This is a genomic window from Janthinobacterium sp. 78 (assembly GCF_003096775.1).
Taxonomy (GTDB): Bacteria; Pseudomonadota; Gammaproteobacteria; order Burkholderiales; family Burkholderiaceae_D; genus Janthinobacterium; species Janthinobacterium tructae.
Genome location: NZ_QENT01000001.1, coordinates 4662653 through 4686885 on the forward strand (window position 1 = coordinate 4662653; position 24233 = coordinate 4686885).

Below are 24233 nucleotides of genomic sequence, written 5' to 3' on the forward strand. Positions count from 1 at the left end.
ATTCCTATCTGAAAAAACAATGCACAGATGCCACGAAACCGACTTGCTGCTACGTACCAATATAGCAGGCATCTGCCGTGCGGCAATCACGAGCGGCGACGCAACGCTACCCAGCGTCGCCAGAATGGCAGCGCGCCGCAGCGCACCACTTTGGAGCAGATTGTGAGTGAATCAGGATGGTATTGCAAGAAATAACATGCAGAAAAGCAACAATTACAAGGAGCTATGCCGCCACGCACGGGCGGCAGGCAAGCATCGTCAGTTTTGCTTCACATAGATCAATTTTGACGTATCGAAACCCAGCCCCCGGGCTTTCTCGACCAGGCGCTGCTGCAAGGCAGGGTCCATGGTCGGCGTGCGCGACAGCAACCACAAATATGACTTGTCGGGGCCGCTGATCATGGAATAGCTGTAATCTTGCTGGTCCAAGTCAAACACGATGTAGGAACCATAGAAGGGACCGAAAAACGACACTTTCAGGTAGCCCACGTCTTTCTTGTCGACGAAATACGCCTTGCCTTCCGCTTCCTTCCACTGCGCGTCCGCCTCCTTGTAGCCGCGGTTGAGCACTTTCAGGCCGCCATCCTGGCGCAGGCTGTAGTCGGCCGTCACGCGGCTCAGGCCCCGTTCGAATGAGTGGTCGAGGCGCGCGATCTCATACCACTTCCCCAGATAGCGGGTCGTCTCGAAATTGTTGACAGGCACGATATTCTCGGGACGGCCGACACAGCCGGCCAGCACGAGCACACTCAGGAACAACAGTTTTTTCATGGTCTTCTCCATAGCTAAAATCAGGGTAGCAACATCACGGTAGCAATGCGTGGTCGACGATGCGGCGGATCGCGCCACTATTTTGCATGTGCACGATGGCGGCATTGAATTGCTCGATAAAGTCATCGCGATAAGGGTAGGTGGCCGGCCGGCGCGCCGTAAAACCCAGGTGGCCCTGCTGACTGGCCAGCTGCGCCGTTTCCTCGATTGCCTGCATCGGCGCGCCCGATGGACTCTCGCGCCGGATGCGCTGCAATTCCCACTGCGCCGACAGGCGGTCGCTGACATAGCAATCGATGCGCCCGCGCATCAGCTTGAGCAGATTCGTGCGCGTGCCCTTGGCCGGGTCGAGCACGATTTTTTCGGCGCGCAAGGCAGCCATCAGCGTCGCATCGCCGGGCAGGAAACCCGCATTCACGCCGATGTGCAGACCGCCATAGTCGGCGGGCCACTGCCGCAGCGCGCGCTTGGCCAGCACGTCCTGATTGCACAGCACCACCAGCTGCTCCATCAGCAGCGGCACGGAATAGCGCACATACGGCCGTTCGCTGCGCCACGAATATGGCGGATATAGGGCAAACGCCTCGCCCGTCTGCAGCATCAACAGCCCCCGCTTCCAGGGCACGGGGCGCAGCTGCACCGCATACTGCGGCATCGCTTGCACGGCTTCGCGCACGATCTGCGTGTAGATGCCTTTCAGCTGGCCATTCTCGACGTAGGAGTACGGCGGATAATCGTCGTCGCCATAGATCACCAGCGGCGTCGCCGTACCGGCCTGCGCGCTGGCAGCGATGAACAGGCATAGCGCGGCAGGCAACATGGACATTCTGGGCATGCCCGCAGATTAGCATGGAAGCGCGACAAGCGATCATCCGTTCGCGCTGTTCGTCCCCAGCATCTCGTCGAGCTGCGCCAGGGTGCTTGAATCCTTCACGACGGCGCGCAGCCACAGGTGCAGCGGCAGCTCACCCCAGCTGGCGGCCTTGTCCGCCAGGTAGGCAACGGGGCTGTGCGGCTCCGTGCGGCGGAAAAAATCGGCCACCTGGCGCAGCTGGGCCAGCGCCTGCTGGCGCTGCACGATGACACCCCCGCCCCCGTCGGCGCCCTGGCCGGCGGCGGCCGGCGCAGCAGCGAAGTCCGCGCCAGGCGACAGCGGCGCGATGAAATGAATGACGTTTTCCAGCGCTTCGCGCGCGGCGCGAAAACTCGGACCATCGGCGCCGAAACGCGCATCGACGCTGCGTTCGAACGCCAGCAGCGACTGCATGCAGTACTGTGCATCGGCCAGCAAGCCGTCGGAAAAGGCGCGCGTATTCCTTTGCCGCGCCGCCTCCATCTGCGCCAGGGTCGCTGCGTCGTCGTGGCGCGTATCGCCCCAGCCCTGCTCCGCTGCGCCCTGCGCCAGGCTGGCCGCCGCGCGCTGGCGCGCCGCATCGAAATCCTGCAGTGAAAACAGACCATCGGCGCCTTCGGTCAGCGGTATCTCGCGCAGCAGTTGCGGCGTGCGCGACAGCAGCCAGAAGACATTGCCAATGCGCTGTTCCTGATCGCCCTCTTCCGCCGGCGGATACAGGCCTTCCCAATAGCGCTCACACAGGCCGGCCAGCAGCGCGTAGCCATCGCCCAGGCCACGGAAGTGGCGCGTCTTCGCGTGCGCCTCGGCCAGCCACACGGCCACGCGCAAATCCTTGCTGCGCGCGGCGATCAGCTGTTCGCAGCGCGTCGCCACGAAAGGCCAGTCGGCTTCCTTCAGCGCCGTCACCCACTCGCCCTGGTCCAGGCTCGGGTCATCGTGCTGGCGCGCGCGCGCGATGGCGTCGAGCTCCTGGCTGAAGGTGATGTCTTCGCCACAGGGACTGACGGCGCTGACGGGATGCAGCAACTGCTCCAGGTTGAACATGGCACTCTCCGCAAGGTGGATTATCGGATCGTATACTTGAACTGCCCCTGCTTGCCGGCGCTGACGCGTATCGAGGCGATCGGCTCGCCTTCTGCCATGCGCGCCAGCACCGCTTCGGCAATCGCCGGCAGCAGGCTGCCGTTGAGAATTTGATCGACATTGCGGGCGCCCGAATCGACCTCGGTGCAGCGCGCCAGCACGGCATCGACCAGGCCCGCGTCATGGCTGAACTGCGCCTGGTGGTTGCGTGCGATGCGCGCCCCGATATGCGCCAGTTTCAGGGCGATGATCTCGGCCAGCACCGCGTCGCTCAGGGGATAGAAGGGCAGCACCTTCAGGCGTCCCAGCAAGGCCGGCTTGAAATGCGCCACCAGTTGCGGGCGCACCAGTTCTTCCAGCGCGGCCGGCGTGGGCAAGTCTTGCGCTGCCCGGTTCAGGCAGGCGGCCATCATGGCGCCCGAACCCAGGTTCGAGGTGGCGATGATGACGGTGTTGCGAAAATCGACTTCGCGCCCTTCCGCATCATCGAGCACGCCCTTGTCGAAGACCTGGAAGAACAATTCCAGCACGTCGGGATGGGCTTTTTCCGCTTCGTCGAGCAGCACCACGCTGTAGGGCTGGCGCCGCACGGCTTCCGTCAGCACACCACCCTCGCCATAGCCGACATAGCCGGGCGGCGAGCCTTTCAGGCCGGCCACGCTGTGCGCCTCCTGGTATTCGCTCATGTTGATGGCAATGAGCTTGCGCTCGCCGCCATACAGCAGGTCGGCCAGCGCCAGCGCCGTTTCCGTCTTGCCCGTGCCGGACGGTCCCGTGAACAGGAACACGGCTTGCGGCTTGTTCGGGTCGTCCAGGCTGGCGCGCGCCGTGCGCACGCGCTGCGCCACCGCCGCGATGACGTGGTCCTGCCCCAGCACCCGTTCGCGCAACGCGCCATCCAGGGTCAGCACCGTGCGGATCTCGTCCTTCAGCATTTTCCCCAGCGGGATGCCGGTCCAGGCGGCGACGATGCCGGCCACCACCTGGGCATCGACTTCCAGCGGCGACAGCGGCGCTTCTCCCTGCAGCGCCGCCAGTTCTTCCTTCAACGCCAGCAGGCGCGCCGCGCCGATCTCGCCCGGCCGCTCGCCGCGCAACTGCACGCGCAGGTCGCCGATCTGCGCCACCAGCGTTTTTTCGCGCTCCCAGCGCTGCGCCAGCGCCGCGATCGCCGCCTGCCCTTCGTCATGCTCGCGCCGCAGCTGCACCAGGCGCGCGGCAGCAGCTTTATCGGGCGCTTCGCCATCGGCCGCTTCCCGCGTCAGGGCGGCGATTTCCGCGCCGATGCGTTCCTGCCGCCGGTGCGCGTTTTCCAGCTGCGCCGGCGTGGCGCGCTGGCCCAGCGCCACCTTGGCGCAGGCCGTATCGAGCACGCTGATGGCCTTGTCGGGCAGCTGGCGCCCACTGATGTAACGGTGCGACAGGCGCACCGCCTCGACGATGGCGGCGTCGCGCACGCGGATGCCGAAATGGCGCTCCATCAGCGGCGCCATGGCGCGCAGCATGGCGCAGGCGATGTCCTCGCTTGGCTCTTCCACCTTCACCACCTGGAAGCGCCGCGCCAGCGCCGCATCCTTTTCAAAGTATTTTTTGTACTCGCTCCAGGTGGTGGCGGCAATGGTGCGCAGGGCGCCGCGCGCCAGCGCAGGTTTCAGCAGATTGGCCGCGTCGTTCTGCCCCGCCTGGCCACCGGCGCCGATCATGGTGTGCGCCTCGTCGATGAAGAGGATGACGGGGTGCGGGCTTTTCGCCACCTCGTCGATGACATTCTTCAAGCGGCTTTCAAATTCTCCTTTCACGCTGGCGCCAGCCTGCAGCAAGCCCATGTCGAGCGCGTGGATGTGCGCCCCCTGCAGCACCTCGGGCACGTCGCCCGCGGCGATGCGCAAGGCCAGGCCTTCCACCACGGCCGTCTTGCCCACGCCCGCCTCACCCGTGAGTATCGGATTATTCTGGCGCCGGCGCAGCAGGATGTCGACGGCCTGGCGTATCTCGCCCTCGCGGCCGATCACGGGATCGAGCTTGCCGTCGCGCGCCAGCTGCGTCAGGTCGGTGGTGAACTGGTCCAGCGCCGGGGTCTTGCTGGCCAAAGTCGCAAGCGGATCGTCGGATGTCTCGGAAAGCTGCGGCACGGCCGCGCTTTCCTCCCCGGAGCCGGCCGTCAGCTTGTCCGGATGGTGCTTCAATTGCTCCACGCTGAAGCGGGCGAACAGCTTCGAGCCACGGTACGCGAGCTGCGACAGTTCCGGCTCCGTCAGCAGCGCCAATAACAGATGGCGGCTGCGAATGGGTCCCGGCTGCGCCGTATCGAGCGAGGCGACCAGCCAGGCGTGTTCGAACAGCAGCGGCAAATGGGGAGAGAAGACGGGCGTGCGCGCGCTGCCCGTGCGGAAGCTGCCGATCTCGCGGCGCAGATCCGCCTCCAGCGCCGTCAGGCTGATTTCGCTGCGCCGCGCGATGGTGACGAAATCGCTGCGCTCCTGTTCCAGCAGCGCCAGGAACAGGTGTTCGATATCGACTTCATACTGCCCCAGTCCCACGCAGATGCTGGCGGCGCGGGTGGCGGCCGTGCGCGCCGTGTCATTCAGTTTGGCGATCAGGGTTTTCAAATGATTGCTCATGCGGCGGCTCCCTTGCGGTTGATCGAATAGCGCAGCGACGACGGCTGCAGCACGGCGTCGAAATTGACCGTCTCGCCACCGGACATCACGGCCAGGGTGCCACTGATGACGAAGCCGACGCGGTTGATGCTGCCCGCTTCGCGCTCCAGGCGGGCGCGCACATTGCGCAAGCGCGGTTCGTGGCGTTCGATGGCGGCCTTCAGCGCGGCGCAGATGCGGGCGCGGTCCTCGCTGCTGGACAAACACATGCCGGCGAAATCGATCAAGCCATAGTTGACGATGGACGCCGCGCATTCCGGATAGGCGTCGAGCGCGCCAGGCGGCAGGGCCACGCGCGTGTTGAGCAGCTCTTCCAGGTCGCGCGCCACCGCATCCTTCAATTGTTCCAGCGACAGGCGCGCCGCCACGCCGCCCGCCGCAGCGCCGTCGCCCATCAGGCGGTCGAACAGGCCGGGTACATAACTGTCCATGCGCTCTCCTGAAAAGTCGGCGCGGCGCGCGCAGGAGGATGTCCGCCGCGCGCCGCGCAAGGATGGATCAAGCCACGCGGTTCGCGGCCAGGTCCCAGCCGCCCGAGGTATTGCCACCGGCGCCGCCCGTCACTTTTTGCTGTGTGTATTTCCACTTCACTTTCGAGAACTTGAAGCCGACGTGTTCACCGAGGATGTCGCCTTCTTCCACGTTCGGCGTGACGGCGCCGATCAAGACATTCTCGATTTCGATTTCAAAGTACTTGACGCGCTCGCCCTGGCCGTCGGCGCGCATGAATTCGAAGCGCGCCTTGGGAATGGTCTTGCCGGCAGAGCAGGTCTGCAGCAGCACCGGCGAGGCCAGGTCGGCCAGCTTGGAGATGACGATGTCCTTGTGCTCGCAGCGTTCGGCCGTGTGGCCGCCGCCCGTCGAGGCGGTGGCGGACTTCGGCTGCTCGACACTCCAGCTGACCGATTTGCACTCGATCCAGTCCTTGTGCTTGTCATCGGTGGACTCGCCCTTGATGCCGTCTATCTGCAGATATACATCGATTGCCATGGTGTGCTCCTCTGGTTGAAAGATGGGTGGATCATGAATTGGTCGACTTCGGCAACTCCGCGACCAGTCGGAGCGAAACGGACAGCTCATCGAGCTGGAAATGGGGACGCAGGAACGATACGGCGCGGTACACGCCGGCCCGGCCCGGCACTTCATGCACCTGCACGGACGCCTCGCGCAGCGGGAACTGCGCCTTCTGCTCCTGGCTGGCGTTATCGTCGAGCAGCACGTACTGCATCAGCCAGCGGTTCAGAAAATCTTCCACGTTGGAAGCGGCGGCAAAGCTGCCGATCTTGTCGCGCATCATGGCCTTCATGTAGTGGGCGATGCGCGAGACGGCAAAGATGTACTGCAACTGCGACGACAGCACCGCATTCGCGTTGGCCGCGTCGCTGTTGTACTTGCGGCTCTTCTGCGCCGACTGCGCGCCGAAAAACGCCGCATACGCCGTGTTCTTGCAGTGCACCAGCGAGATGAAGCCCAGGTCCGACAGTTCCTTTTCGCGGCGGTCGGTGATCGCCACTTCGGCCGGGCATTTCAGGGCCACGTCGCCCTCGTCCGTCTTGAAGGTGTGGGTCGGCAGGTCGTCCACCAGGCCGCCGCCCTCCACGCCGCGGATGGCGGCGCACCAGCCGTAATCGGCAAACGCGCGCGTCAGCTTGCTGCCGAACGCATACGCGGCGTTACACCACAGATATTTGTGATGGTCGCTGCCGTCGACTTCCTCGACAAAATTGAAACCTTCGACCGTGGTGCCGTCGACGGGATTGAAGGGCAACCGGCCCAGGAAGCGCGGCAAGGTCAGGCCCACGTAGCGCGCATCCTCGGATTCGCGGAAGGCTTTCCATTTCGCGTACTCGATGGTGTCGAACACCTTGGCCAGGTCGCGCGGCTTGCCCAGGTCGCCGTAGCTTTCCAGGCCAAACAGTTCCGGCGCGGCCGAAGCGATGAAGGGTGCATGCGCGGCGGCGGCGATGTGCGACATCTGCTCGACGAAATACATGTCTTCCGGCTGGCGCGAGATGGCGAAGTCGCCCAGCAGCGCGGCGAACGGCGCACCGCCGAAGGTGCCGAATTCCTCTTCATACACCTTCTTGAACATGCTGCTCTGGTCGAACTCCAGCGCGGCCTGGAAATCCTTCACCAGTTCGCGCTTGGTGGCGTTGAACATGCGGATCTGCAGGCGCGTACCCGTATCGGAATTGCCGACCAGGTAGCGCAGCCCCGTCCAGCTTTGTTCGAGCTGCTGGAACGGCGCCGCGTGCATGATTTCGCTGAGCTGGGCGGAGATCAGGCGGTCGATTTCTGCCACGCGCGCGTCCAAGGTCGCCGACAGGCTGGTCGACATCAGCACGGTGCCGTCGAGCACCTGCGCCACCAGTTCCGAGATCAGGTCGCGCGCACGCGCATGCTCGGCGCCGGACTTGGCGACGCGGCTCTGCTCGACGATCTGGTCCAGCAAGTCGGTCGCTGCCGGGCCATCGGATACGGATACAGCGATGGCTTCTGGGGCTTCTGCCTGGGCGCTCATCTCAATCCTCCTGTGCAGGGAACTGCGGTTTCAGGCTGGCCAGGCTGTCCGTGTTGTTCAGCACTTCCGTCAGCAAGTCTTCCAGCTTGTCATTGCCGGCCAGCTTGTTGCGCAAGTCGGCCAGCTTGGTGCGCGCCTCGAGCAGCTTGCGCAAGGGATCGACCTGGCGCACCACCGATTCCGGGCGGAAGTCATCCATCGAGCGGAAGTGCAGGTCGACGGCGAACGTGCCGCCCGCCTCGCTGATGCGGTTCGGCACGGCGAAACGCGCCACCGGCTCCACGCCGGCCAGCACTTCGTCGAAGTTGTTGCTGTCGATGGCGACGAACTTGCGGTCCTTCAGGCGTTTTTTTTCGCTGTCCGGATTGCCGCCAAAGTCGCCCAATACGCCAACCACGAAGGGCAGCTCCTTATTTTCAATCGCGTCGCCAATCTCGACGTCATAGGTCATTTGCACGCGCGGTGCGCGTATCTTTTGCAGGCGTTTTTGCACGCTGTCGGACTTGGGCATGTCGCTTCCTTTTCAAAGGGATGGTGGGGATGCTGGCCTATTTCAAGCCGCTGAACGGGTCGGCCGCGCTGCCTGGCGCTGCCGCGCCCTTCGCCGCCGGCGCGCCGACGCTGGAACTGGAGCTGGCAGCGCGCTTGCCGGCCGCCGGCGCACGCCTGGCCGGCGGCACCAGCACGTCTTCGCCGATGCTGGCGCGCAGCAGCTTGGCCAACTCCTGCGCTTCCGAGCGCAGCGAGCCATTCAGATTGTTTTGCCGCGACAGGTCGGCCAGCGCCTTGCCGGACAGGCGCAAACCGCTGACGGCGACGATGCTGTTGGCGACCTTGTCGTCCGGATCGCGTTCCAGCGCTTCGAGCGCATGGCCGATGGCGTCGCCGTATTGGCCGCGGTCGAACTTCATCTGCGCCATTTGCAGCCACGGCGCCTTGTCGGCCGGGTAGCTGCTGCCGCCGCCCTTGAGCAGGGTCATGGCGCGTTCGTACTGGCCGGCGCGCGCGGCCGCATCGGCGTCGCTCATCACTTGCGCCAGGGTCGGCGCGGCAGGTTTGGTGGGTGCCGGCTGGTCTGGCGTGGCGCAGGCGGCCAGCAGCAAGGCGCTGGCGAGGCAGGCAATACGGGGCAACATGGTGGCTGGCTTCATCGGGCATTCCTTCACGTGGAGGACGCTACCGCTGGGAAAGATGGGCGGCGCCTTGGTGGAGGCCATTATTGATCGCCAATTTTTTTGCCAGATTGAGATTAATCAGCAAAGAAGAAGTTCCACTCTACAGCGGCGGACAGCTCCATGAATCCTGATCTGGCGCAGGAACTGCGTTGATCGCAGGCGGACTTTGCGCCAACGCAAGCAGGCCGCTGGCACATGCGTTTAAATGACTGCAAGACCTTTATTTCCACCCACCATTTTTGCAAAGACTCTCCATGCCATCTGACGCCCTGCTCCGCCGCCTGGTCCGCGCCACCGCACTACTGCTGCCGGCCCTTCTGCTGGCCGGCTGCGCGGGTGGCGCCATCGGCACCCTGGCCAACGCGGCGCTGCAAATGGCCGGCGTGGCCAAGCCGCCGCCCGAACTGCCGGACGCGCAAAAACCGCCGCGCAACGTCAGCATCCGCCTGCACGCGGCGCAGCGCCTCAACACCGATGCCGAAGGCCGGCCGCTGGCGCTGGTGGCGCGCATCTACAAACTGCGCCAGAGCGCAGCCTTCGAGCAGGCCCCCTACGACAGCTTCCTCGACGCGCAGCGCGAAAAGGCCGCACTGGGCGCCGACCTGATGGAAGTCAAAGAGGTGCTGCTGGTGCCAGGCCAGCGCTACGAAGTGCAGGAAAAAGTCAGCAAGGAAGCGTATTTCATCGGCGTCGTGGCGCTGTTCCGCGCGCCAGCGGCGCAGCGCTGGCGCGCCACCTTTGGCGCTGCCGACGCGGAACGCGGTGGCATCACCGTCGGCCTGCATGCCTGCGCGCTGAGCGTCAGCGGCATGGCCACACTGTCAAGCCCGCGCTGCCAGTAGCGCAAACACACGCCACACATTCAAAGGAGAAACGCGATGGGCATGGCAGCGAAAGTCTTGTGGGGAGAAGGCCTGTTCCTGCGGCCGCAGCATTTCCAGCGCCAGGATCAGTATCACGAAGCGCGCCTGCATCACACGGCCAGCGCGCTGCATCCCTACCTGTGGGGCGTGGCGCATCTGCAGTGGGACCTGGCGGCGCTGCAGACGGGCACCTTGCGCCTGCTGGCCCTGTCGGCGATCTTCCGCGATGGCGAAGTGTTCGAGGCGCTGGGCGACGGCGCGCCAGGCAGCGACACCCTGCCCCCGCCGGTGGATCTGGAAGCGCTGCCGCCGGCGGTGCAGGAAGTGACGTACTACGCGGCGCTGCCCATCCTCAACCGCGAAGGCATGAATTACACGGCGCAGGCGTCAACGGCAGGCACGCCTGCAGCCACGCGCTTTGCGCACGCCATGCGCGCCACGCCCGACCTGTTTACGGAGTCCGCCGTGGCCGACGTGGCGTACCTGAAGAAGACCGTGCGCCTGATTCCCGACAGCGAAGCGCGCGGCTCCTACGACTGCCTGCCGCTGATCGCCCTGCGGCGCACGGTGTCGGGCGGCTTCGAGCCCGTACCCTCGTTCATGGCACCCAGCCTGGCGATCGCCGGCGCGCCGCGCCTGCAAGGCGTGCTGGAACACCTGCTCGACGCGCTGCAAGCGAAAGTGAGCGCGCTGCACGGCCACCACCGCGAGCCGAGCCGCAACGTGATCGAATTCCGCTCGGGCGACGTGTCCTCGTTCTGGCTGCTGCACACGGTCAGCACGGCCGCTGCCGCGCTGATGCACTATGTGCGCCATCCGGCCCTGCATCCGGAGCGCCTGTACGAGGCGCTGCTGGGCCTGGCGGGTGGCTTGCTCAGCTACTCCAAGCACTACACCCTGGCCAGCCTGCCCGCCTACGACCACGCGCAGCCGGGCGCCTGCTTCGACGCCATCGATGGCATCATCCGCGAACTGCTCGACACCGTCATCTCGTCGAAGTACTTTTCCATCGCCCTGCTGGAGGACAAGCCGTCGTATTACCTGGGCAAGCTCGATTCGGGCAAGATCGACCAGCACACCACCTTGTACCTGGCGATACGCGCCGCCATGCCCGCCATCGAACTGGTCGATGTGGTGCCGCTGCGGGTAAAAGTGGGGGCGCCCGACGACGTGGAAAAATGCGTGCTCACGGCCATGCCCGGCCTCAAATTGTCGCATGCGCCGCAAGTGCCGGCGGCCATTCCCGTGCGCCCCGACACCTATTATTTCGCGCTTGAAAACCGCGGCGTGCTGTATGAACAGATGCTCAAGGCGCAGTCGATTTCCGTGTACGTGCCGGCCGGCATACGCGACCTGCAGCTGGAACTGATCGCGGTGACGGCATGAGCCAGCTCATCGAACGGCGCGCGGCGCCCTCCCTGCTGGGACCACGTGGTGCCGCCCCTGCTGGCAACAGCCGGCATGCCGGCAGCGCCCTGCTGGACCTGATGCACGAAGGCTTTTACATGCTGTTCATGCTGAAGCACGGTTCGGCGCCTGGCGACGAGCAAAGCTTCATGGAGCGCATCACGGCCTTTCTTGGCGACTTCGAACGCGAAGCGAAAAAGATCCGCGCCGATGGCGACGATATCGAGGCGGCCAAGTATGCATTCTGCGCGGCCGTCGATGAAATCATCCTGGCCTCACCTTTCACCCTGCGCAAGCAGTGGGAAAGGCGCCCGCTGCAGCTGCTGATCTTTGGCGACCAGCTGGCGGGCGAACACTTTTTCGACCGCCTCGACGCCTTGCGCGGCAAGGGCGCCATGCGCGTACAGGCGCTGCAGGTCTTCCACATGTGTTTATTACTGGGATTCCAGGGCAAGTATGCGATCGACGGCGGCGAAAAACTCAGCTACCTGACGGCGCGCCTGGGCGACGAGATCGCCCACATCAAGGGCAAGAGCCGTGGCTTCGCGCCGCGCGCGGAACGCCCCGACCAGGTGGTCAACAAACGCGGCAGCGACGTGCCGCTGTGGGCGCTGTCGAGCTTTTTCGCCCTGCTGGCCATCTGCGCCTACCTGGGCCTGAAAACGCATCTGACGCGCGGCACGCAAACGACGCTGGCCGCGTATGCGGACCTGGTCAAACTCGCTCCACGGCCAGCGCACCTGACCATCACCCTGCCCTGAACACCTCACAAAACCTACTGCGCGTCGGTATAGGCGGCCTGCGATGCTCACCGTGCTCTAGCACGGTTGCGCTTCTCGACCACCTCTCCCTTCCGCTCGCTACGGTTTTATGAGGTGTCAACCCAATCTACTGCGCCATCCTGAACTCAATGCGCCGGTTCCGCGCCCGGCCATCGGCCGTGGCGTTGCTGGCCACGGGACGGTCCGGGCCCTGGCCCGACACCAGCACGGAATCGGCCACGATGCCCTTGCCGGCCAGGTAGGCACGCACGGCTTCGGCGCGCGCCCGGCTCAGGGCCACATTGCTGGCGCGCAGGCCTGTGTCGTCCGTGTGGCCGATCACCTCCACCTTGCGGCCCCGCAGCTTGAGCATGACGGCCGCCATCTCGTCGAGGATGGCCAGACCGGCCGGCGTGATGGACGCCTTGCCGCTGTCGAATTCGACGATGCGTTTATCCAGCGCCGCATCGAGCAAGCCCTGCTCGGCCTCGGCCGCCTTGACGCGCAAGCCGTTGTTGACGGTGTAAGTGGGGTTGAGGCTGGTGGCAATGTCGCTGGCGATCTGCTGGCGCTGCGCCTCGTTGGCCACTTCGCCGCGCACGCTGACGTTGTTGCCGGCGATGCTGATCTGCCCCCGCGAAATGAGCTTCAGGTTCGGCGCGATCAGTTTTTGCACGTAGGCGTTCCAGTTGGCCGGCACGGCCACGTTGCCGATGGCGATCTGGTCGACCACGCGCTCGGCGCCATACAGTTCGCGCAGGCGGGCCAGCACGGCCGCCTTGCCCGCTTCGTCGGCCAGGGTGCCCGTGACGAGGATCTGTCCCGGCATCGGCGTCTGGGGCGCTTGCGCCTGCGCGTGGCAGGGAACGGCCGCAGAAAGCAGCAGCGGCAGCAGGAAAATGTGAGATTTCATCGCAATCCTTCAGGCAAAGGTGTCGGCAAACATGGCGCAGGCCGAGCGCAGCGACAACTGCTCCTGCTGCAGGCAGGCGGAAAACTGGCGCAGCGCCGCATCGTCTCCCAACTGCTCCTCAACCCAGTCGAGCTGGTCGAACACGATCAGCCGTTCGCTGCCAGCCTGCGGATCGATCAGCGCGTGCAAGCCGTGCGGGTCGGCGCCGCAAAAACCGATCACCAGCACGGGCGCCTCGTCGAGGTGAGAAAAAAACAGCGCCAGTTCGAAATCGGCCTGGCGCAGGAAAGGCGCAATCAAATGCAGCCAGAAGCTGGCCACCAGCTCGCGCAGCTGCGCGTCCTGCGGCAGCGGCAGCACCAGGCTTTTCTCCAGGCGCGGCAAGCCGCTCTGGCGCACCGGCTGCAGCAACAGGCCCAGACCCAGCAGCAATTCGCGCACCGTCACGGGAAACGCGGGTGAAGCGAGCAGCGTTTGCAGGCCGTGCACGGTCTGCGCCTGCAAAAAGGCGGCCAGCCGCGCCGCGTGGCACGGGGCGGCCGGTTCGACTTCGACCACGTTGCCGGCCAGCGCCAGCAGGGCCGGACCCGGTTCGACGCTGGAAACAATGCCTTGCGAGAGCTGCTCCACGCGCTGCCACAGCGGCGCCAGCGCCAGCGGGCTGCAAGCGACAAAGGCGTCGGCGTCATCGACTTCCAGCGCGCCCATGGCCATGAAGGGAAAGCGCCGCAGCGACTGGTCGTTGCTCGCTTCCAGGCGTCCGGCGATGGCGCGCCGGCTGCGCGTGCCGACAAAGGCGAAGCGCAGCGGCGGCAAGGCGTCGTAATTGAGCTTCCAGCGCGGCTCCACCGTCAGCGCGTTCATGACTTGCGCCAGCCAGTCGTCGAGCAGCTGTACCAGCGCGTGATTGTCGCAAGCCTTGATGAAATCGCCGCGCGCGGGGATCTTGCCGAAGTAGCCGAGGCGCACCTGCTGTTGCGCGCGCGTCATGGCGACACCCCGGACACTGCCGCGGCGGCGATGGCCGGCGCGGGTGCCGCAGCACCGACGATCGTCTCGGGCAGCTGCATGCCGCGAAAACCCTGCTCCTGCAGTGCCGCAGTCCCGCCCGCACCGGCGCCCGTCGTTTCCGCGCTGCTGGTGATTTTCAGGTCGACCGCCACGGCCACCTCGCCGCGCACCCAGCGCAGTTCGAACACGCCGCCATCCTTGCGTTTTTTGCTCGCCGCATCGATCATGCGCTTCAGGCCGAATTGCCCCGGTTCGTTGAACAACTCCACCGTGCGCCCGTCGAAGGTGACGGCCGTGATGCGCGCCCCTTGCATGCCCGACGCGCCTTGCGGGCCAGGATGCACCATGTTCGTCCACTGCGCCGGCGTGTTGCGGTAGCGCAGCTGCTGGCCGTCGATCTCCACCGTGTATTCCAGGGTACCGGGCGCGGGTGACGGCTGGATCTGGAACACGGTTTGCGCCGCCGTCGAGGTGGCCGCCACACCGCCCGCGCCCAGCGGCGCGATCCAGCCTGGAAAGCGCGCCACCACCTGCGGCGACAGGCTGATACCCATGTCGGCCCAGGTGCGCGGTGCCAGCACGTCGCCGCGCCGCACCACCAATGGTCCCATGGACGTCGTGACGAATTTCGCCACCAGGCCTTCCGGGCCGAAGAACTGGCCGATTTCCAGGTTGCTCGCCTCGATGCGCGCCGTGGGCGCGAACGGATATTTGTTGGCCAGCGATTTCTGGAACGGTTCGTACACCTGCGCCGCCCAGGTCTTGTTGATATCGAGTTCGGCCGGCGCGACGATGACGGCAAAGGTCTGCATCAGCGGGCGCACGAGGATGGGTCGAATCGCCTGCTTTTGCGCGTCGCTCATCCCCGTGAGTACCTGCTCGTCGACCAGCTTCAGGGCGTCGGCCAGCTCGGAACCACTGCCTTCCAGGGTCTGCTGCATGAACTGGCGCGCACCCGGCCCCGCGTCGCCCTGGTTCTTCAGCAAGTTCAAACGGCTGCGCAGTTTCGACAGCGCTTCGAGGTAGGCGCGCATCAGCGAGGCATTGTTGTCCCTGGCCGCCACCAGCTTGCCCACGCCGGCAAATTCGCGTCCCACGGGGCCCATGGGTTTATCCAGGCGGGCCGGGTCGATCTGCGCATTCACGCCCGGATTGGCCGTCAACTGCGATGGCGCGCGGCGCAGCACGGTTTCCTTGAACCAGGCGATGATGCCCCGCTCGGCCTTGCGCAATTGCGCATTCTGCAGCGCCGGATTGTCCCACGAGGTTTCATCGTAGATGGTCGTCAGCAGTTTGGAGATCGGCGACGCTTGCGGGTCGCCCAGGCGGTTCATCGCCTGCACGGCGCCGTCGAAGCCTTTCAGGTCGGCGACGGCCACGCCCTGCACGAATTTCTGCCACTCGCGAGCGTAGTCGGCCTTGTACATGGCCACCAGGTTTTTCTCGATCTGCTCCGGGCTGCCTTCCAGGGTCAGGTCGTCGGTGGAGGCGCTTTTCAGCACCCAGTCGGCGCTTTGCAGCTCGCGGTTGGCGGCGTCGCGAAAGGCGCCCTCGACGAACTTTTCCCACGCCTGGCGCGTAAAGGCGCCGGAGACGGCGTAACTGCCCGCCAGCAGCGCCTGATCCTGTTCGCCGACGATGCGCGCCACCGTCATGCCGGGAAAGCGCGTCGAAGCGCGCGCGCGAATGTCGGCATACACGCGCTCGCGCGCCGGCATGCCGCGCACCACGCGGCGCAGGTTTTCGCGCGCCTGGTCGACCAGAGCCAACTTCTGCTCGATGCGCGGCCAGGACGGATCGCCGATCTGCGCCAGGTAAAACGTCAGCAGCCGTTCGGCGCTGCGTATCATCTGCTCGCGCGGCATGGCGCCCCGGTTGCCTTCCAGCCAGCCGCGCCAGAAGCGCGTCAGCTGGTCGTTCAGGTGGCTGCTTTCGGCATGCGTCTTGTCGGCCAGCATCAGATAGGTTTTCAGCGCGTTGTAGGCATCTTCCACATTCGTCGCGCTGGCCGCCTGGTACTGAACATTGCGTGGCGCAGAGGATGCGGCGGCCGGTGTCTGCGGTGTGCGCGCCGTGGGCTGCAGCTGGTCGGCGCTGGCGTTCATTTCGAACAGCAAGGCTTCCAGCGCGCCCGCCACGGGGTCCAGCATGACCTGGCGCGCGCCGGCAAAATACTCCTCGCGCAGCTTGCGCTCAAGTAAATCGCCCTGATACAGGCCCAGGCGCAAGGACCACGGCCGTTGCGTGCGGTACGCTTCCAGCTGCTCGATGCGGTCCTGCAAGATCTCCAGCGCTTCCAGTCGCGACTGCAAGTCCAGCCGGCGCTCCTGCAGCTTCACCACTTTGTTCAGATCGGCCTCGACATTGGCCACCAGTTGCCGGTTGCCCAGGTAAGACCAGCTCCAGCCGCCCAGGCAGGCGCCCAGCGACACGGTGGCGGCAAAGAACACGGCATATTTGAAGCGCAGCTTGGCGCGGTTGGCATAGTTGGCCACCAGGTGCTTGTCGGCAAAAATCACCTTGCGGAACAACTCCAGCAGGAAATAACCATGCTGGCGCACACCCGCAGGCAGCACGGCCGGGGCCGGCGCGAAGGCCAGGTCGAAGCGGCGTGCCACCTGCTGCGAGGAGGCACTCACGGGCTCACCCTCCTGCAGCGCGCTGGTAAAGTAAAAGCCGCGGAACACGGGCTGGAACTGGAACGGATTTTCCTCGAACAGGGTGGCGATGAAGGCGCGCAAGGCCGGCTTGATGGCGGCAAACTCCAGCGGAAAGGTAAATACGCCGGGCGCCATCGTCTTGCGTTGCCGATGCGCCATGTTGGCCAGGCTCAGCTCCGTCAAGCCATCGTGCAATTCATCGAAACTCTGGTCGAAAAACGCCAGCAAGTCCGCCGTGGGCAGCTTGCGCTGATAGGGCATGGTGGCGCCCCAGACACGCTCGCGTTCGCTGCGTTCGGCATCGGCAAAAAACTCCGTGAAGCCGGCGATCAGGTCCGCCTTGGTAAACACGATGTACAGGGGTGCGAATACTTCCAGGCGTTCGATGACGTCCTGCACGCGCTTGCGCAGGCTGCGCGCCAGTTGCATGCCCACGTCGGGGTTGCCTCCCAGTTCGGCGATGCTGACGGCGATGAGGATGCCGTTGATGGGTGCCTTGCGCCGGTATTTTTTCAGCAGATCGAGAAAGCCGAACCACTCGCCGCGATGCTCGTCGACGACGGAATAACGTCCCGCCGTGTCGAGCACGATGCCGTCCGTGGTGAAAAACCAGTCGCAGTTGCGCGTGCCGCCCACGCCTTGCACGACCTTGCCGTCAGCGAAGGGAAATTGCAGGCCTGAATGCAGGATGGCGCTGCTCTTGCCGGCGGCCGGATTGCCGATGATCATGTACCACGGCAATTCGTACAGGGCGGCGGCGCCCGATTTGAGGCCCAGCTTGGACGTTTTGATGGTCTCGATGGCGGCCAGCATGCCCGTGCGCACGGCGTCGAGTTCACCGTGATGGGTACTGTTGGCCGTCGGGGCCGAGGCCGCTTGCGCGGCGGCGATCTCGGCCTCGTTGAGGATGGCTTGCCCCAGCGCCTGGGCATTGCGCCGCGCGCGGCGCCGACGCCACAGCCACAGGCCCAGCCAGGTGACAAAGGCCAGCAGCAGCAAGGCCAGCGCCCAGATCAGCGCCACTTCCAGCACCTCGGCCCCCAGATACAGGAACACGGCCAGCGCCACGAAGCCGAGGATGGTCAGATTGCGGCTGTCGGTGAGGAAATACCAGATTCGTCGCAGCATGATAAGCCCAGGGTGAGGTCGCAAAGCAAGGCGGATTCGACCCATGCTGACAGCAAGTCGGCGCGCCTTTGTTGACATATGACAAGTACCAGGCGCCAGCGCACGGCAGGCGCTGGCGTGCCATTGACGCTGCGCAAGCAAGCTTGCAGCTGTGAAAATGATGGCGCGGTGCGGCGCTAGAATGGCTGGCGCGGCTTACTTGCCCAGCACGCGCGGTTGCGGCAATTCCGTGTGGCCAAAATCCATCATGGTCCAGCGACCGCCCCAGCGCAGGCCCACCGATTCGGCCGTCACGCCATATAAACGGTAGCCACGCATGGCCCAAGCATTTTTTTCAGAAATGATGAGCTTTCCTTCATGCATGAATGCGCAATCGGCCGCCAGGCCATACTGGTGATAGCTTTGAAACGCCCTGGCGTTGGTCACGTTCGGGCCGGCCGCCGCCAGCTGGTCCTGGCGCGCGGGGCTGCGGTAGCCTTCCAGCAAGACCATGTCGTAGCCATGCACGTCCTTCATGATCTTGAAGACCAGCAACAGGCGCTGCGCGTAGTCGTGGTCGAGCAATTGCCAGTTGCGGCTGGCACCGCCCAGCAGCGGACGCAATTGCGTCACTTCCGCCGTGGAAAACAGCAGCGGCGGCAAGGTTGGCGGCGGCACCAGCTGCTCGCCTTTCAGCAAGTCGCTGACCTGGTCGTTGATGACGTGTTGCCGATCGGCATAGCCGCGCAGGGCGATGCGGTCGCTGGACAACCACGCCAGCAGGGGCGGCACGATGACCAGCACGCTGCCTGCCAGGCTCAGCCAACGATGCCGCAACAGCAGCTGCCAGGCGCGCGCCATGCCCGAGCCCGTGTGCTGCCGCATGCGCTGCCACTGCGCACCGCTGCCGCCCTTCAGATGCTGCGCGCGCCGCTGCACGCGCCAGCCCAGGTTGACGAGCGTGTGCAGCACGATGGCGCGACCGCCGGGAAACAGCAGCAGCCAGCAGGCAAAACAGGCCAGCAGGAAATACATCAGGACCAGGGCGACAAACATGGGGCGCTCCGTGACAGGGATCGGCGTGGGCCGGACAGCAATTTCCCGGCGGTATCGCTAGATCGTAGGCGTCCGCGGCCCGCATGAGCGCGGTTTACATCAAGGTCAGTCGAGTTTGATCCACTGCGGAGGTGATATTTTGTCTCTATTGAAACCCGGGGATGGCCAGGCGCACGGTCCTGACCTGCTGAGCAAGGCCGGCGCGGCTGGCGCGCACAGCGACGGCAAGGGCATCCTGTCGCAGCTCGAACACGGCGTCGCCGCGCCTGCGGCCAGGCCCGCCCTGCGCTGGTACCCCGACTGGCGGTATTGGGCCGCTGGCGCGCTGTGCCTGGCGGTGCTGGCCGTGCTCGCTTATGACACGAGCATCATGCCGCCCGCGCCCGCCACGGCCGTGGCGGTGGCTCCGCCCGCACTGCCGGCGCCAGCCGCACCAAGTGTGCCCCCGCATGCGGCGCAGGCGGCCACCATCGTCAATACGGCGGCCCCGCCCTTGCCTGCGGTCGCAGCCCCAACGGCAAGCGCGCGCTCCAGTGCGCCACGCAAGACAGCACCGCCCGCGCGCCCGCAGGGGCCGAGGCCGGCTGCCGCGCCCGGCGACAGCGACGTCGCCTTGCTGACGGCGATGGTGGCCCATGCGCACCGGCAGGAAGGTACAGCAAAACCCGTGCGCGACGTGGTGCTGCGCAGGCAGGAAGAAGAAACGGCGGAACTATTGCAGCGCTGCAAGCAGCTGGGCCTGATCGAAGGCATGCTGTGCCGCTCGCGCATCTGCTCGGGCCGCTGGGACAGCGATCCCGCCTGCCATTGAGAAACTCAGGTGTTTCGCGGGTGAGTGGCCGCGTCCATGCGGCCTTGCAAAAAGCCTTCCATCAGCGCCAGCAATGCCTGCGGCTGCTCCTGGTGCGGTGCATGCCCGCATTGTTCGACCATGGCGGGCACGGCGTTGAGGGCCTGCGCCACGATCGTGTCGACCTGGGCCGCGCTGCCGTACTGGTCCTCGCTGCCCTGCAGCACCAGCGCAGGGCATTCGACGGAAGGCAGCAGGTATTCGATGTTCCAGAACTGGAAACCGTAGCTGAGCCAGGTATCCGACCAGGCCTTGAAGATGGATTCCGTCTTGTCGCCATGGTATTTCGCCAGCGCACGCAACTTGCCCGCGCCAAACGCCGCGTCCGCCACGCGAATACCATCGAGCGTGACACCCTCGACAAACACGTGCGCCGCTTCGGTGATGATGCCGCGCAAGCGCGGTGGCTGCTGCGCCGCATAAATGAGGGCGATGCTGCCGCCATCGGAGTGGCCGATGAGAAAATGGTCTTGCCCCGGTAGCAGTGCGGCTAGCACTTGCGGCAACTCGCACAGCGCGTAGTCGTGCAAATAATGGAGTTGACGGCGCGCCGCCAGAGGCGACGACTGCCCATAGCCGTGGCGGTCATACAGCAAGCCGCGGCAGCCCGTCGCCTGGCATAGCTGCGCGGGAAAATCTTTCCACATCGCACAGCAGCCGAGCCCCTCGTGCAGGAATACCAGGCAAGGCTTGGCGGGGTCACCCTCGATCAATTCGTAATAGATATCGGTATCGGCACTCAGGTTCAGTATCGGCATGGGCTAGGCTCGCAACGGGTTGCGTATCGACAGGTCGGCTGCGCCTATTGTGCCATTGTCCAGCACGGCATGCGTGACGCCGCCATAAAAATAGCCTGCGGGAAAAGATCTTGCGATTTGCCTGCAAGGTGTTTGCGCCAGCACAAGTTAGCACCGTTTTTCCGGTGGCCTCGCGCGCTTTTTGCCCGCGCGTTTGCCTAGAATGGCTTACTCCAACAGCATGGAGCAGGCGGCTACCTTATCAGCCAGGACGTGACACTGGCCGTCACGGCAACAGATAGGGCGTCTTGCCGCACGACGACAGGCGCGGCATCCAAACTATCGATCAGGAGTACATCATGGATATGAAAGTAGAACATCGCACCGGCAGCAACCTGGCACTGGAAGAAACGGATGCACCGATGGAGCAGGAAGGAAAAAGCGCCAAAGGCGCGGCCGCACAGGACTTGAACCTGAGCGCCGCCGCCTTCACCACCTATTACACGTGGACGGCGAATGGCGTGCATCCTTCGGTCAACTTCGCCAATGCCAACGTGAAGGCCAATTCGCGCGTGCTGCTCAACATCAGCGAATTTGGCGCGAATGCCCAAGACCGTTTCATCGGCGCCGCCCGCATGGCCGTGTACAACATCGCGCCATATAACGGCGGCTTCCGTGCCTGGGTGGATATCTCGTGGGGCAGCCCGCTCAAGGTGCGTTTCGACGTGTTTGTCGATCCCTGATCCGGGAAACACTGCGCGTGCCCCTGCCACCAGCAGACCGGCACCACACATGTCGCCAAGACACTGATGGGACGGCAAGCGTGAACGGGAAACCGTGCGCGCAAAACAAAAGGGCCACGTGTTGCCACGTGGCCCTTTGCTACTGCTTGTTCTGGCTCCCCGACCTGGACTCGAACCAGGGACCTGCGGATTAACAGTCCGTCGCTCTACCAACTGAGCTATCAGGGAAAGGAGGCCGAATTATATACGTCAAAATTTCTCATGTCCAGTTTCAATCTGCATGGCCAGCAAAATACGCCGCCAGGGAACGAGCCTTGCCAGGTGGCTGCGTCCGTCTGCGCGGCGCCACGCAAGATAGTAGAATAGCCAAGCCTTGCCGACATGCAAGGCGCTAACGGCATGCCGGCAGCGGGGCGTCGACCACCGCGCTGCCAGCATGCGCTTGCAAGGCTCATCCTTGCCCCTGGCTGACTGCTCTCACTCGACATGACAGAATCAAGCGCATCCCTGGTGGACAAGCCCGGCAGCGGCGACAGCTCGGCGGAAATTGCCGAGCATATGGCGGCCGCCATCGTGGCGCGCCAATTGCCGCCCGGTACGCGACTGCGCGAAGAGGCGCTGTGCCGGCTGTATGGCGTCAGCCGCACCAAGATCCGCGCCGCCCTGCTGATTCTCTCGAAAGACAAACTCATACGCATGGTGCCCGACAAGGGCGCCTTCGTCAGCCAGCCCACCGAAGCGGAAGCGCGCGACATCTTCGCCGCGCGGCGCATCATCGAAGCGGCCCTGGCGCGCGAATTCGTCGCGCGGGCCAAACCCGCCGACTACCGCATGCTGGAGCGGCACCTGAAAGCGGAGCGCCTGGCGCTGGCACAAGCGACGCCGCTGCGCTCGCAACTGCTGGGCGACTTCCACGTCTTGCTGGCCGACATCGCCGGCAACGCCGTGCTGCGCGATATCGTGCGCGAACTGGTGGGACGCAGCTCGCTGATCACCATGCTGTACCAGTCCGGCCATGCTGCCGCCTGCTCGTACGACGAACACGGCCGTTTTCTTGAGGCGGCGCGCAGCGGCGACGCAGACCTGGCGGCGCGCCTGATGGTCGAGCACCTGGCGCATGTGGAAGCGGCCTTGCGCTTCGACGGCAGCGCCAGCGACACTAAAAAAGACCTGGTGGCGGCGCTGCTGATGTAAGCCGCCCCATCAAAAAAGGCCGCCCCTGCGGATGCACGGGCGGCCTTGTCATTGCGGCGTCAAACCCGCTATTCGCCCACGCTACTCACCCAGGTAAATAAACTTGAACAGGAAGATGGCGGCGATGATGTAAGCCACCACGGACACTTGCTTGCCCTTGCCCGTCAACAGTTTCAATACCGCATAGGTGATGAAGCCGAACGCCACGCCGCTGGCCACCGAATAGGTAAACGGCATCATCAGCGCCGTGATGGCGGCCGGAATGCTTTCCGTGCTGTCATCCCAGTCGATGAAGGTCAGTTCGCGCAGCATCAGACACGCCACGTACAGCAATGCGGGTGCCGTCGCGTACGGCGGCACCGTGTGCGCCAGCGGGGCGAAGAACAGGCTGCCCAGGAACAATAGCGCGACGGCCACGGCCGTCAAGCCCGTGCGGCCACCCGCTTGCACGCCGGCCGCGCTTTCCACGAAAGCCGTGGTGCTCGATGTGCCCAGGCAGGCGCCGGCGGCAATCGCCGTGCTGTCGGCCAGCAAGGCCTTGTTCATGCGTTCCATCTTGCCGTCTTTCAACAAACCGGCACGGTTGGCCACGCCCATCAGGGTGCCCGTCGCATCGAACAATTCCACCAGGAAAAATACCAGCACCACGTTGACGATGCCAATCGACAGCGCGCCCATGATGTCGAGCTTGAACAGGGTCGGCTCGATGGCGGGCGGCGCCGAGACGATGCCGTTGAACTGGTTGCCGCCAAAGAAGAAGCTGGCGATGGTGATGGTAAGGATGCCGATCAGGATGGCGCCCGGCACTTTCAAGCGGTCCAGCGCGACGATGATGAAGAAACCGAGGATGGCCAGGATGGGCGCCGCCTGGTGCAAGTCGCCCAGCGCGATGATGGTGGCGGGGTTCGATACCACGATACCGGCGCTTTTCAGCGAGATGATGGCCAGGAACAGGCCGATACCGACCGTGATCGCCGTGCGCAGCGCGGGCGGGATGCTGTTGATGATCATCTCGCGCACCTTGAACAGGCTGACCAGGATGAACAGGCAGCCGGAAATGAAAACGGCGCCCAGCGCCACTTCCCAGCTCATGCCCATGCCCTTGACCACCGTGTACGAGAAATACGCATTCAAGCCCATGCCCGGCGCCAGCGCGATCGGGTAGTTGGCGTACAGGCCCATGATCAGGGTGCCGATGGCGGCCGCCAGGCAGGTGGCGACAAAGACGGAATCCTTCGGCATGCCGGCGTCGCCCAGGATGGACGGGTTGACGAAGATGATGTAGGCCATCGTCAGGAACGTGGTCAGGCCGGCCAGCAGCTCCGTGCGCACATTGGTGCCGTTGTCCTTCAGTTTGAAATAGCGTTCCAGGAACTGCATGATTAACCCCTTGTTTTGGTAAAACCGCACGCCAGGTCTTGGCCTAGCGCATTTTTCTTGCAACTATTTACTTGGTCGCTGCGTCGGCCGGCTTGAAGGCCCACCAGCGGCTGCCCGCAAAATTCCAGACCAGCCCGATACCGGTCGCCAGCACCTGCGCCAGCCAGTAATACCAGCCCAGCTGGTGTACCAGCAGCCACATCAGGCCCGTATTGATGCACCAGCCGATGCCCAGCAAGGTGAAATACTTGGAAGCCGCCTCGCCATGGCCCTTGTCGCTTTTAAACGTGAAAAAGTAATTGAGGAGGTAGTTGACGACGGAACCGAGGATATAGCCGATGCCGGATGCAAAGGCGGCGCTGATGCCGGCCCATTCCACGCCGCCCCATAGCACGCTGTATTGCACGGCCGTGCCGGAAGCGCCGACGGCGGCGAAACGTAAAAATTGGTGATGCAGGGAATGGGACATTGTCAATTTTCAAATG

The 24233-nt window shown here is 64.6% G+C and carries 22 protein-coding genes and 1 tRNA gene; 6 read left to right on the top strand and 17 right to left on the bottom strand.

The features are described from left to right. Positions 1 to 258 precede the first annotated feature (258 nt). The 9 genes from C8C92_RS20560 to C8C92_RS20600 form a co-directional block, all read right to left on the bottom strand. A complete protein-coding gene (locus C8C92_RS20560) occupies positions 259 to 771 on the bottom strand; it encodes a lipocalin family protein (RefSeq protein ID WP_116745106.1) in 513 nt (170 codons plus the stop codon). 34 nt (positions 772 to 805) lie between these two features. Next, positions 806 to 1597 (bottom strand): transporter substrate-binding domain-containing protein, encoded by a 792-nt coding sequence (locus tag C8C92_RS20565; RefSeq protein WP_243420302.1) that lies wholly within the window; start codon positions 1595 to 1597, stop codon positions 806 to 808. Between the two features lie 42 nt (positions 1598 to 1639). Continuing rightward, the gene (gene tssA, locus C8C92_RS20570) at positions 1640 to 2671 is read right to left on the bottom strand and encodes a type VI secretion system protein TssA (protein ID WP_099762996.1); all 1032 of its coding nucleotides are present in this window, start codon (positions 2669 to 2671) and stop codon (positions 1640 to 1642) included. A 20-nt stretch (positions 2672 to 2691) separates the two neighbouring features. Further along, the gene (gene tssH / locus C8C92_RS20575; protein WP_116745107.1) at positions 2692 to 5331 is read right to left on the bottom strand and encodes a type VI secretion system ATPase TssH; all 2640 of its coding nucleotides are present in this window, start codon (positions 5329 to 5331) and stop codon (positions 2692 to 2694) included. Next, positions 5328 to 5801: a type VI secretion system baseplate subunit TssE gene (gene tssE / locus C8C92_RS20580; protein ID WP_096236750.1), complete on the bottom strand. Its 474-nt coding sequence runs from the start codon at positions 5799 to 5801 to the stop codon at positions 5328 to 5330. Before tssE ends, tssH begins: the two co-directional genes overlap by 4 nt. 67 nt (positions 5802 to 5868) lie before the next feature. Further along, the gene (locus C8C92_RS20585) at positions 5869 to 6360 is read right to left on the bottom strand and encodes a type VI secretion system tube protein Hcp (RefSeq protein WP_034750126.1); all 492 of its coding nucleotides are present in this window, start codon (positions 6358 to 6360) and stop codon (positions 5869 to 5871) included. Positions 6361 to 6391: 31 nt separating this feature from the next. Then, positions 6392 to 7891 (bottom strand): type VI secretion system contractile sheath large subunit, encoded by a 1500-nt coding sequence (gene tssC / locus C8C92_RS20590; RefSeq protein WP_116745108.1) that lies wholly within the window; start codon positions 7889 to 7891, stop codon positions 6392 to 6394. Between the two features lies 1 nt (position 7892). Then, positions 7893 to 8402: a type VI secretion system contractile sheath small subunit gene (gene tssB / locus C8C92_RS20595; protein ID WP_099762993.1), complete on the bottom strand. Its 510-nt coding sequence runs from the start codon at positions 8400 to 8402 to the stop codon at positions 7893 to 7895. A gap of 37 nt (positions 8403 to 8439) precedes the next feature. Then, a complete protein-coding gene (locus tag C8C92_RS20600; protein ID WP_243420303.1) occupies positions 8440 to 9042 on the bottom strand; it encodes a tetratricopeptide repeat protein in 603 nt (200 codons plus the stop codon). A gap of 278 nt (positions 9043 to 9320) precedes the next feature. Here C8C92_RS20600 and tssJ point away from each other — a divergent pair, with 278 nt between their 5' ends. From tssJ to icmH, 3 genes are read left to right on the top strand one after another with little or no spacing between them, the layout of a single operon-like run. Continuing rightward, entirely contained in the window at positions 9321 to 9908 is a 588-nt protein-coding gene (tssJ, locus tag C8C92_RS20605) for a type VI secretion system lipoprotein TssJ (RefSeq protein ID WP_116745110.1), read from the top strand. A 36-nt stretch (positions 9909 to 9944) separates the two neighbouring features. Further along, positions 9945 to 11315, top strand: coding sequence for a type VI secretion system baseplate subunit TssK (gene tssK / locus C8C92_RS20610; RefSeq protein WP_116745111.1), 1371 nt, complete (start codon positions 9945 to 9947; stop codon positions 11313 to 11315). After that, positions 11312 to 12097: a type IVB secretion system protein IcmH/DotU gene (gene icmH / locus C8C92_RS20615; RefSeq protein ID WP_116745112.1), complete on the top strand. Its 786-nt coding sequence runs from the start codon at positions 11312 to 11314 to the stop codon at positions 12095 to 12097. Before tssK ends, icmH begins: the two co-directional genes overlap by 4 nt. A 127-nt stretch (positions 12098 to 12224) precedes the next feature. Here the strand turns inward: icmH and C8C92_RS20620 are convergent, their stop codons facing one another. From C8C92_RS20620 to C8C92_RS20635, 4 genes are all read right to left on the bottom strand, one after another. Further along, complete coding sequence (locus tag C8C92_RS20620) at positions 12225 to 13010, bottom strand: OmpA family protein (RefSeq protein WP_116745113.1); 786 nt, start codon at positions 13008 to 13010, stop codon at positions 12225 to 12227. 9 nt (positions 13011 to 13019) lie between these two features. Then, positions 13020 to 14000 carry a type VI secretion system-associated protein TagF gene (gene tagF, locus C8C92_RS20625; RefSeq protein WP_116745114.1) on the bottom strand — a complete coding sequence of 327 codons (981 nt, stop codon included), beginning with the start codon at positions 13998 to 14000 and terminating at the stop codon, positions 13020 to 13022. Beyond that, positions 13997 to 17809, bottom strand: coding sequence for a type VI secretion system membrane subunit TssM (tssM, locus tag C8C92_RS20630; protein WP_116745115.1), 3813 nt, complete (start codon positions 17807 to 17809; stop codon positions 13997 to 13999). The genes tagF and tssM overlap by 4 nt, the downstream gene beginning before the upstream one ends. Positions 17810 to 18004: 195 nt before the next feature. Beyond that, on the bottom strand, positions 18005 to 18844 hold the full coding sequence (locus tag C8C92_RS20635) for a M15 family metallopeptidase (protein ID WP_099762985.1): 840 nt from the start codon (positions 18842 to 18844) through the stop codon (positions 18005 to 18007). Positions 18845 to 18983: 139 nt separating this feature from the next. Between C8C92_RS20635 and C8C92_RS20640 the strand changes: the two genes are divergently transcribed. Then, on the top strand, positions 18984 to 19655 hold the full coding sequence (locus tag C8C92_RS20640; RefSeq protein WP_243420304.1) for a hypothetical protein: 672 nt from the start codon (positions 18984 to 18986) through the stop codon (positions 19653 to 19655). A 5-nt stretch (positions 19656 to 19660) separates the two neighbouring features. Here C8C92_RS20640 and C8C92_RS20645 read toward each other — a convergent pair whose 3' ends face one another. Continuing rightward, positions 19661 to 20452, bottom strand: coding sequence for an alpha/beta hydrolase (locus tag C8C92_RS20645; RefSeq protein WP_116745116.1), 792 nt, complete (start codon positions 20450 to 20452; stop codon positions 19661 to 19663). A 338-nt stretch (positions 20453 to 20790) separates the two neighbouring features. Here C8C92_RS20645 and C8C92_RS20650 point away from each other — a divergent pair, with 338 nt between their 5' ends. Continuing rightward, the gene (locus C8C92_RS20650) at positions 20791 to 21174 is read left to right on the top strand and encodes a hypothetical protein (RefSeq protein WP_243136511.1); all 384 of its coding nucleotides are present in this window, start codon (positions 20791 to 20793) and stop codon (positions 21172 to 21174) included. A 152-nt stretch (positions 21175 to 21326) separates the two neighbouring features. Here the strand turns inward: C8C92_RS20650 and C8C92_RS20655 are convergent. Further along, positions 21327 to 21402, bottom strand: a tRNA-Asn gene (locus tag C8C92_RS20655). Between the two features lie 258 nt (positions 21403 to 21660). Here C8C92_RS20655 and C8C92_RS20660 point away from each other — a divergent pair. Next, entirely contained in the window at positions 21661 to 22368 is a 708-nt protein-coding gene (locus C8C92_RS20660; RefSeq protein ID WP_116745117.1) for a GntR family transcriptional regulator, read from the top strand. Between the two features lie 81 nt (positions 22369 to 22449). On the opposite strand, the gene C8C92_RS20665 is transcribed toward C8C92_RS20660, so the two are convergent. Both C8C92_RS20665 and C8C92_RS20670 read right to left on the bottom strand, forming a co-directional pair. After that, positions 22450 to 23748 (bottom strand): NCS2 family permease, encoded by a 1299-nt coding sequence (locus C8C92_RS20665; RefSeq protein ID WP_035820652.1) that lies wholly within the window; start codon positions 23746 to 23748, stop codon positions 22450 to 22452. A gap of 67 nt (positions 23749 to 23815) precedes the next feature. Beyond that, positions 23816 to 24217 carry a GtrA family protein gene (locus C8C92_RS20670; protein ID WP_116745118.1) on the bottom strand — a complete coding sequence of 134 codons (402 nt, stop codon included), beginning with the start codon at positions 24215 to 24217 and terminating at the stop codon, positions 23816 to 23818. Positions 24218 to 24233: the final 16 nt, after the last annotated feature.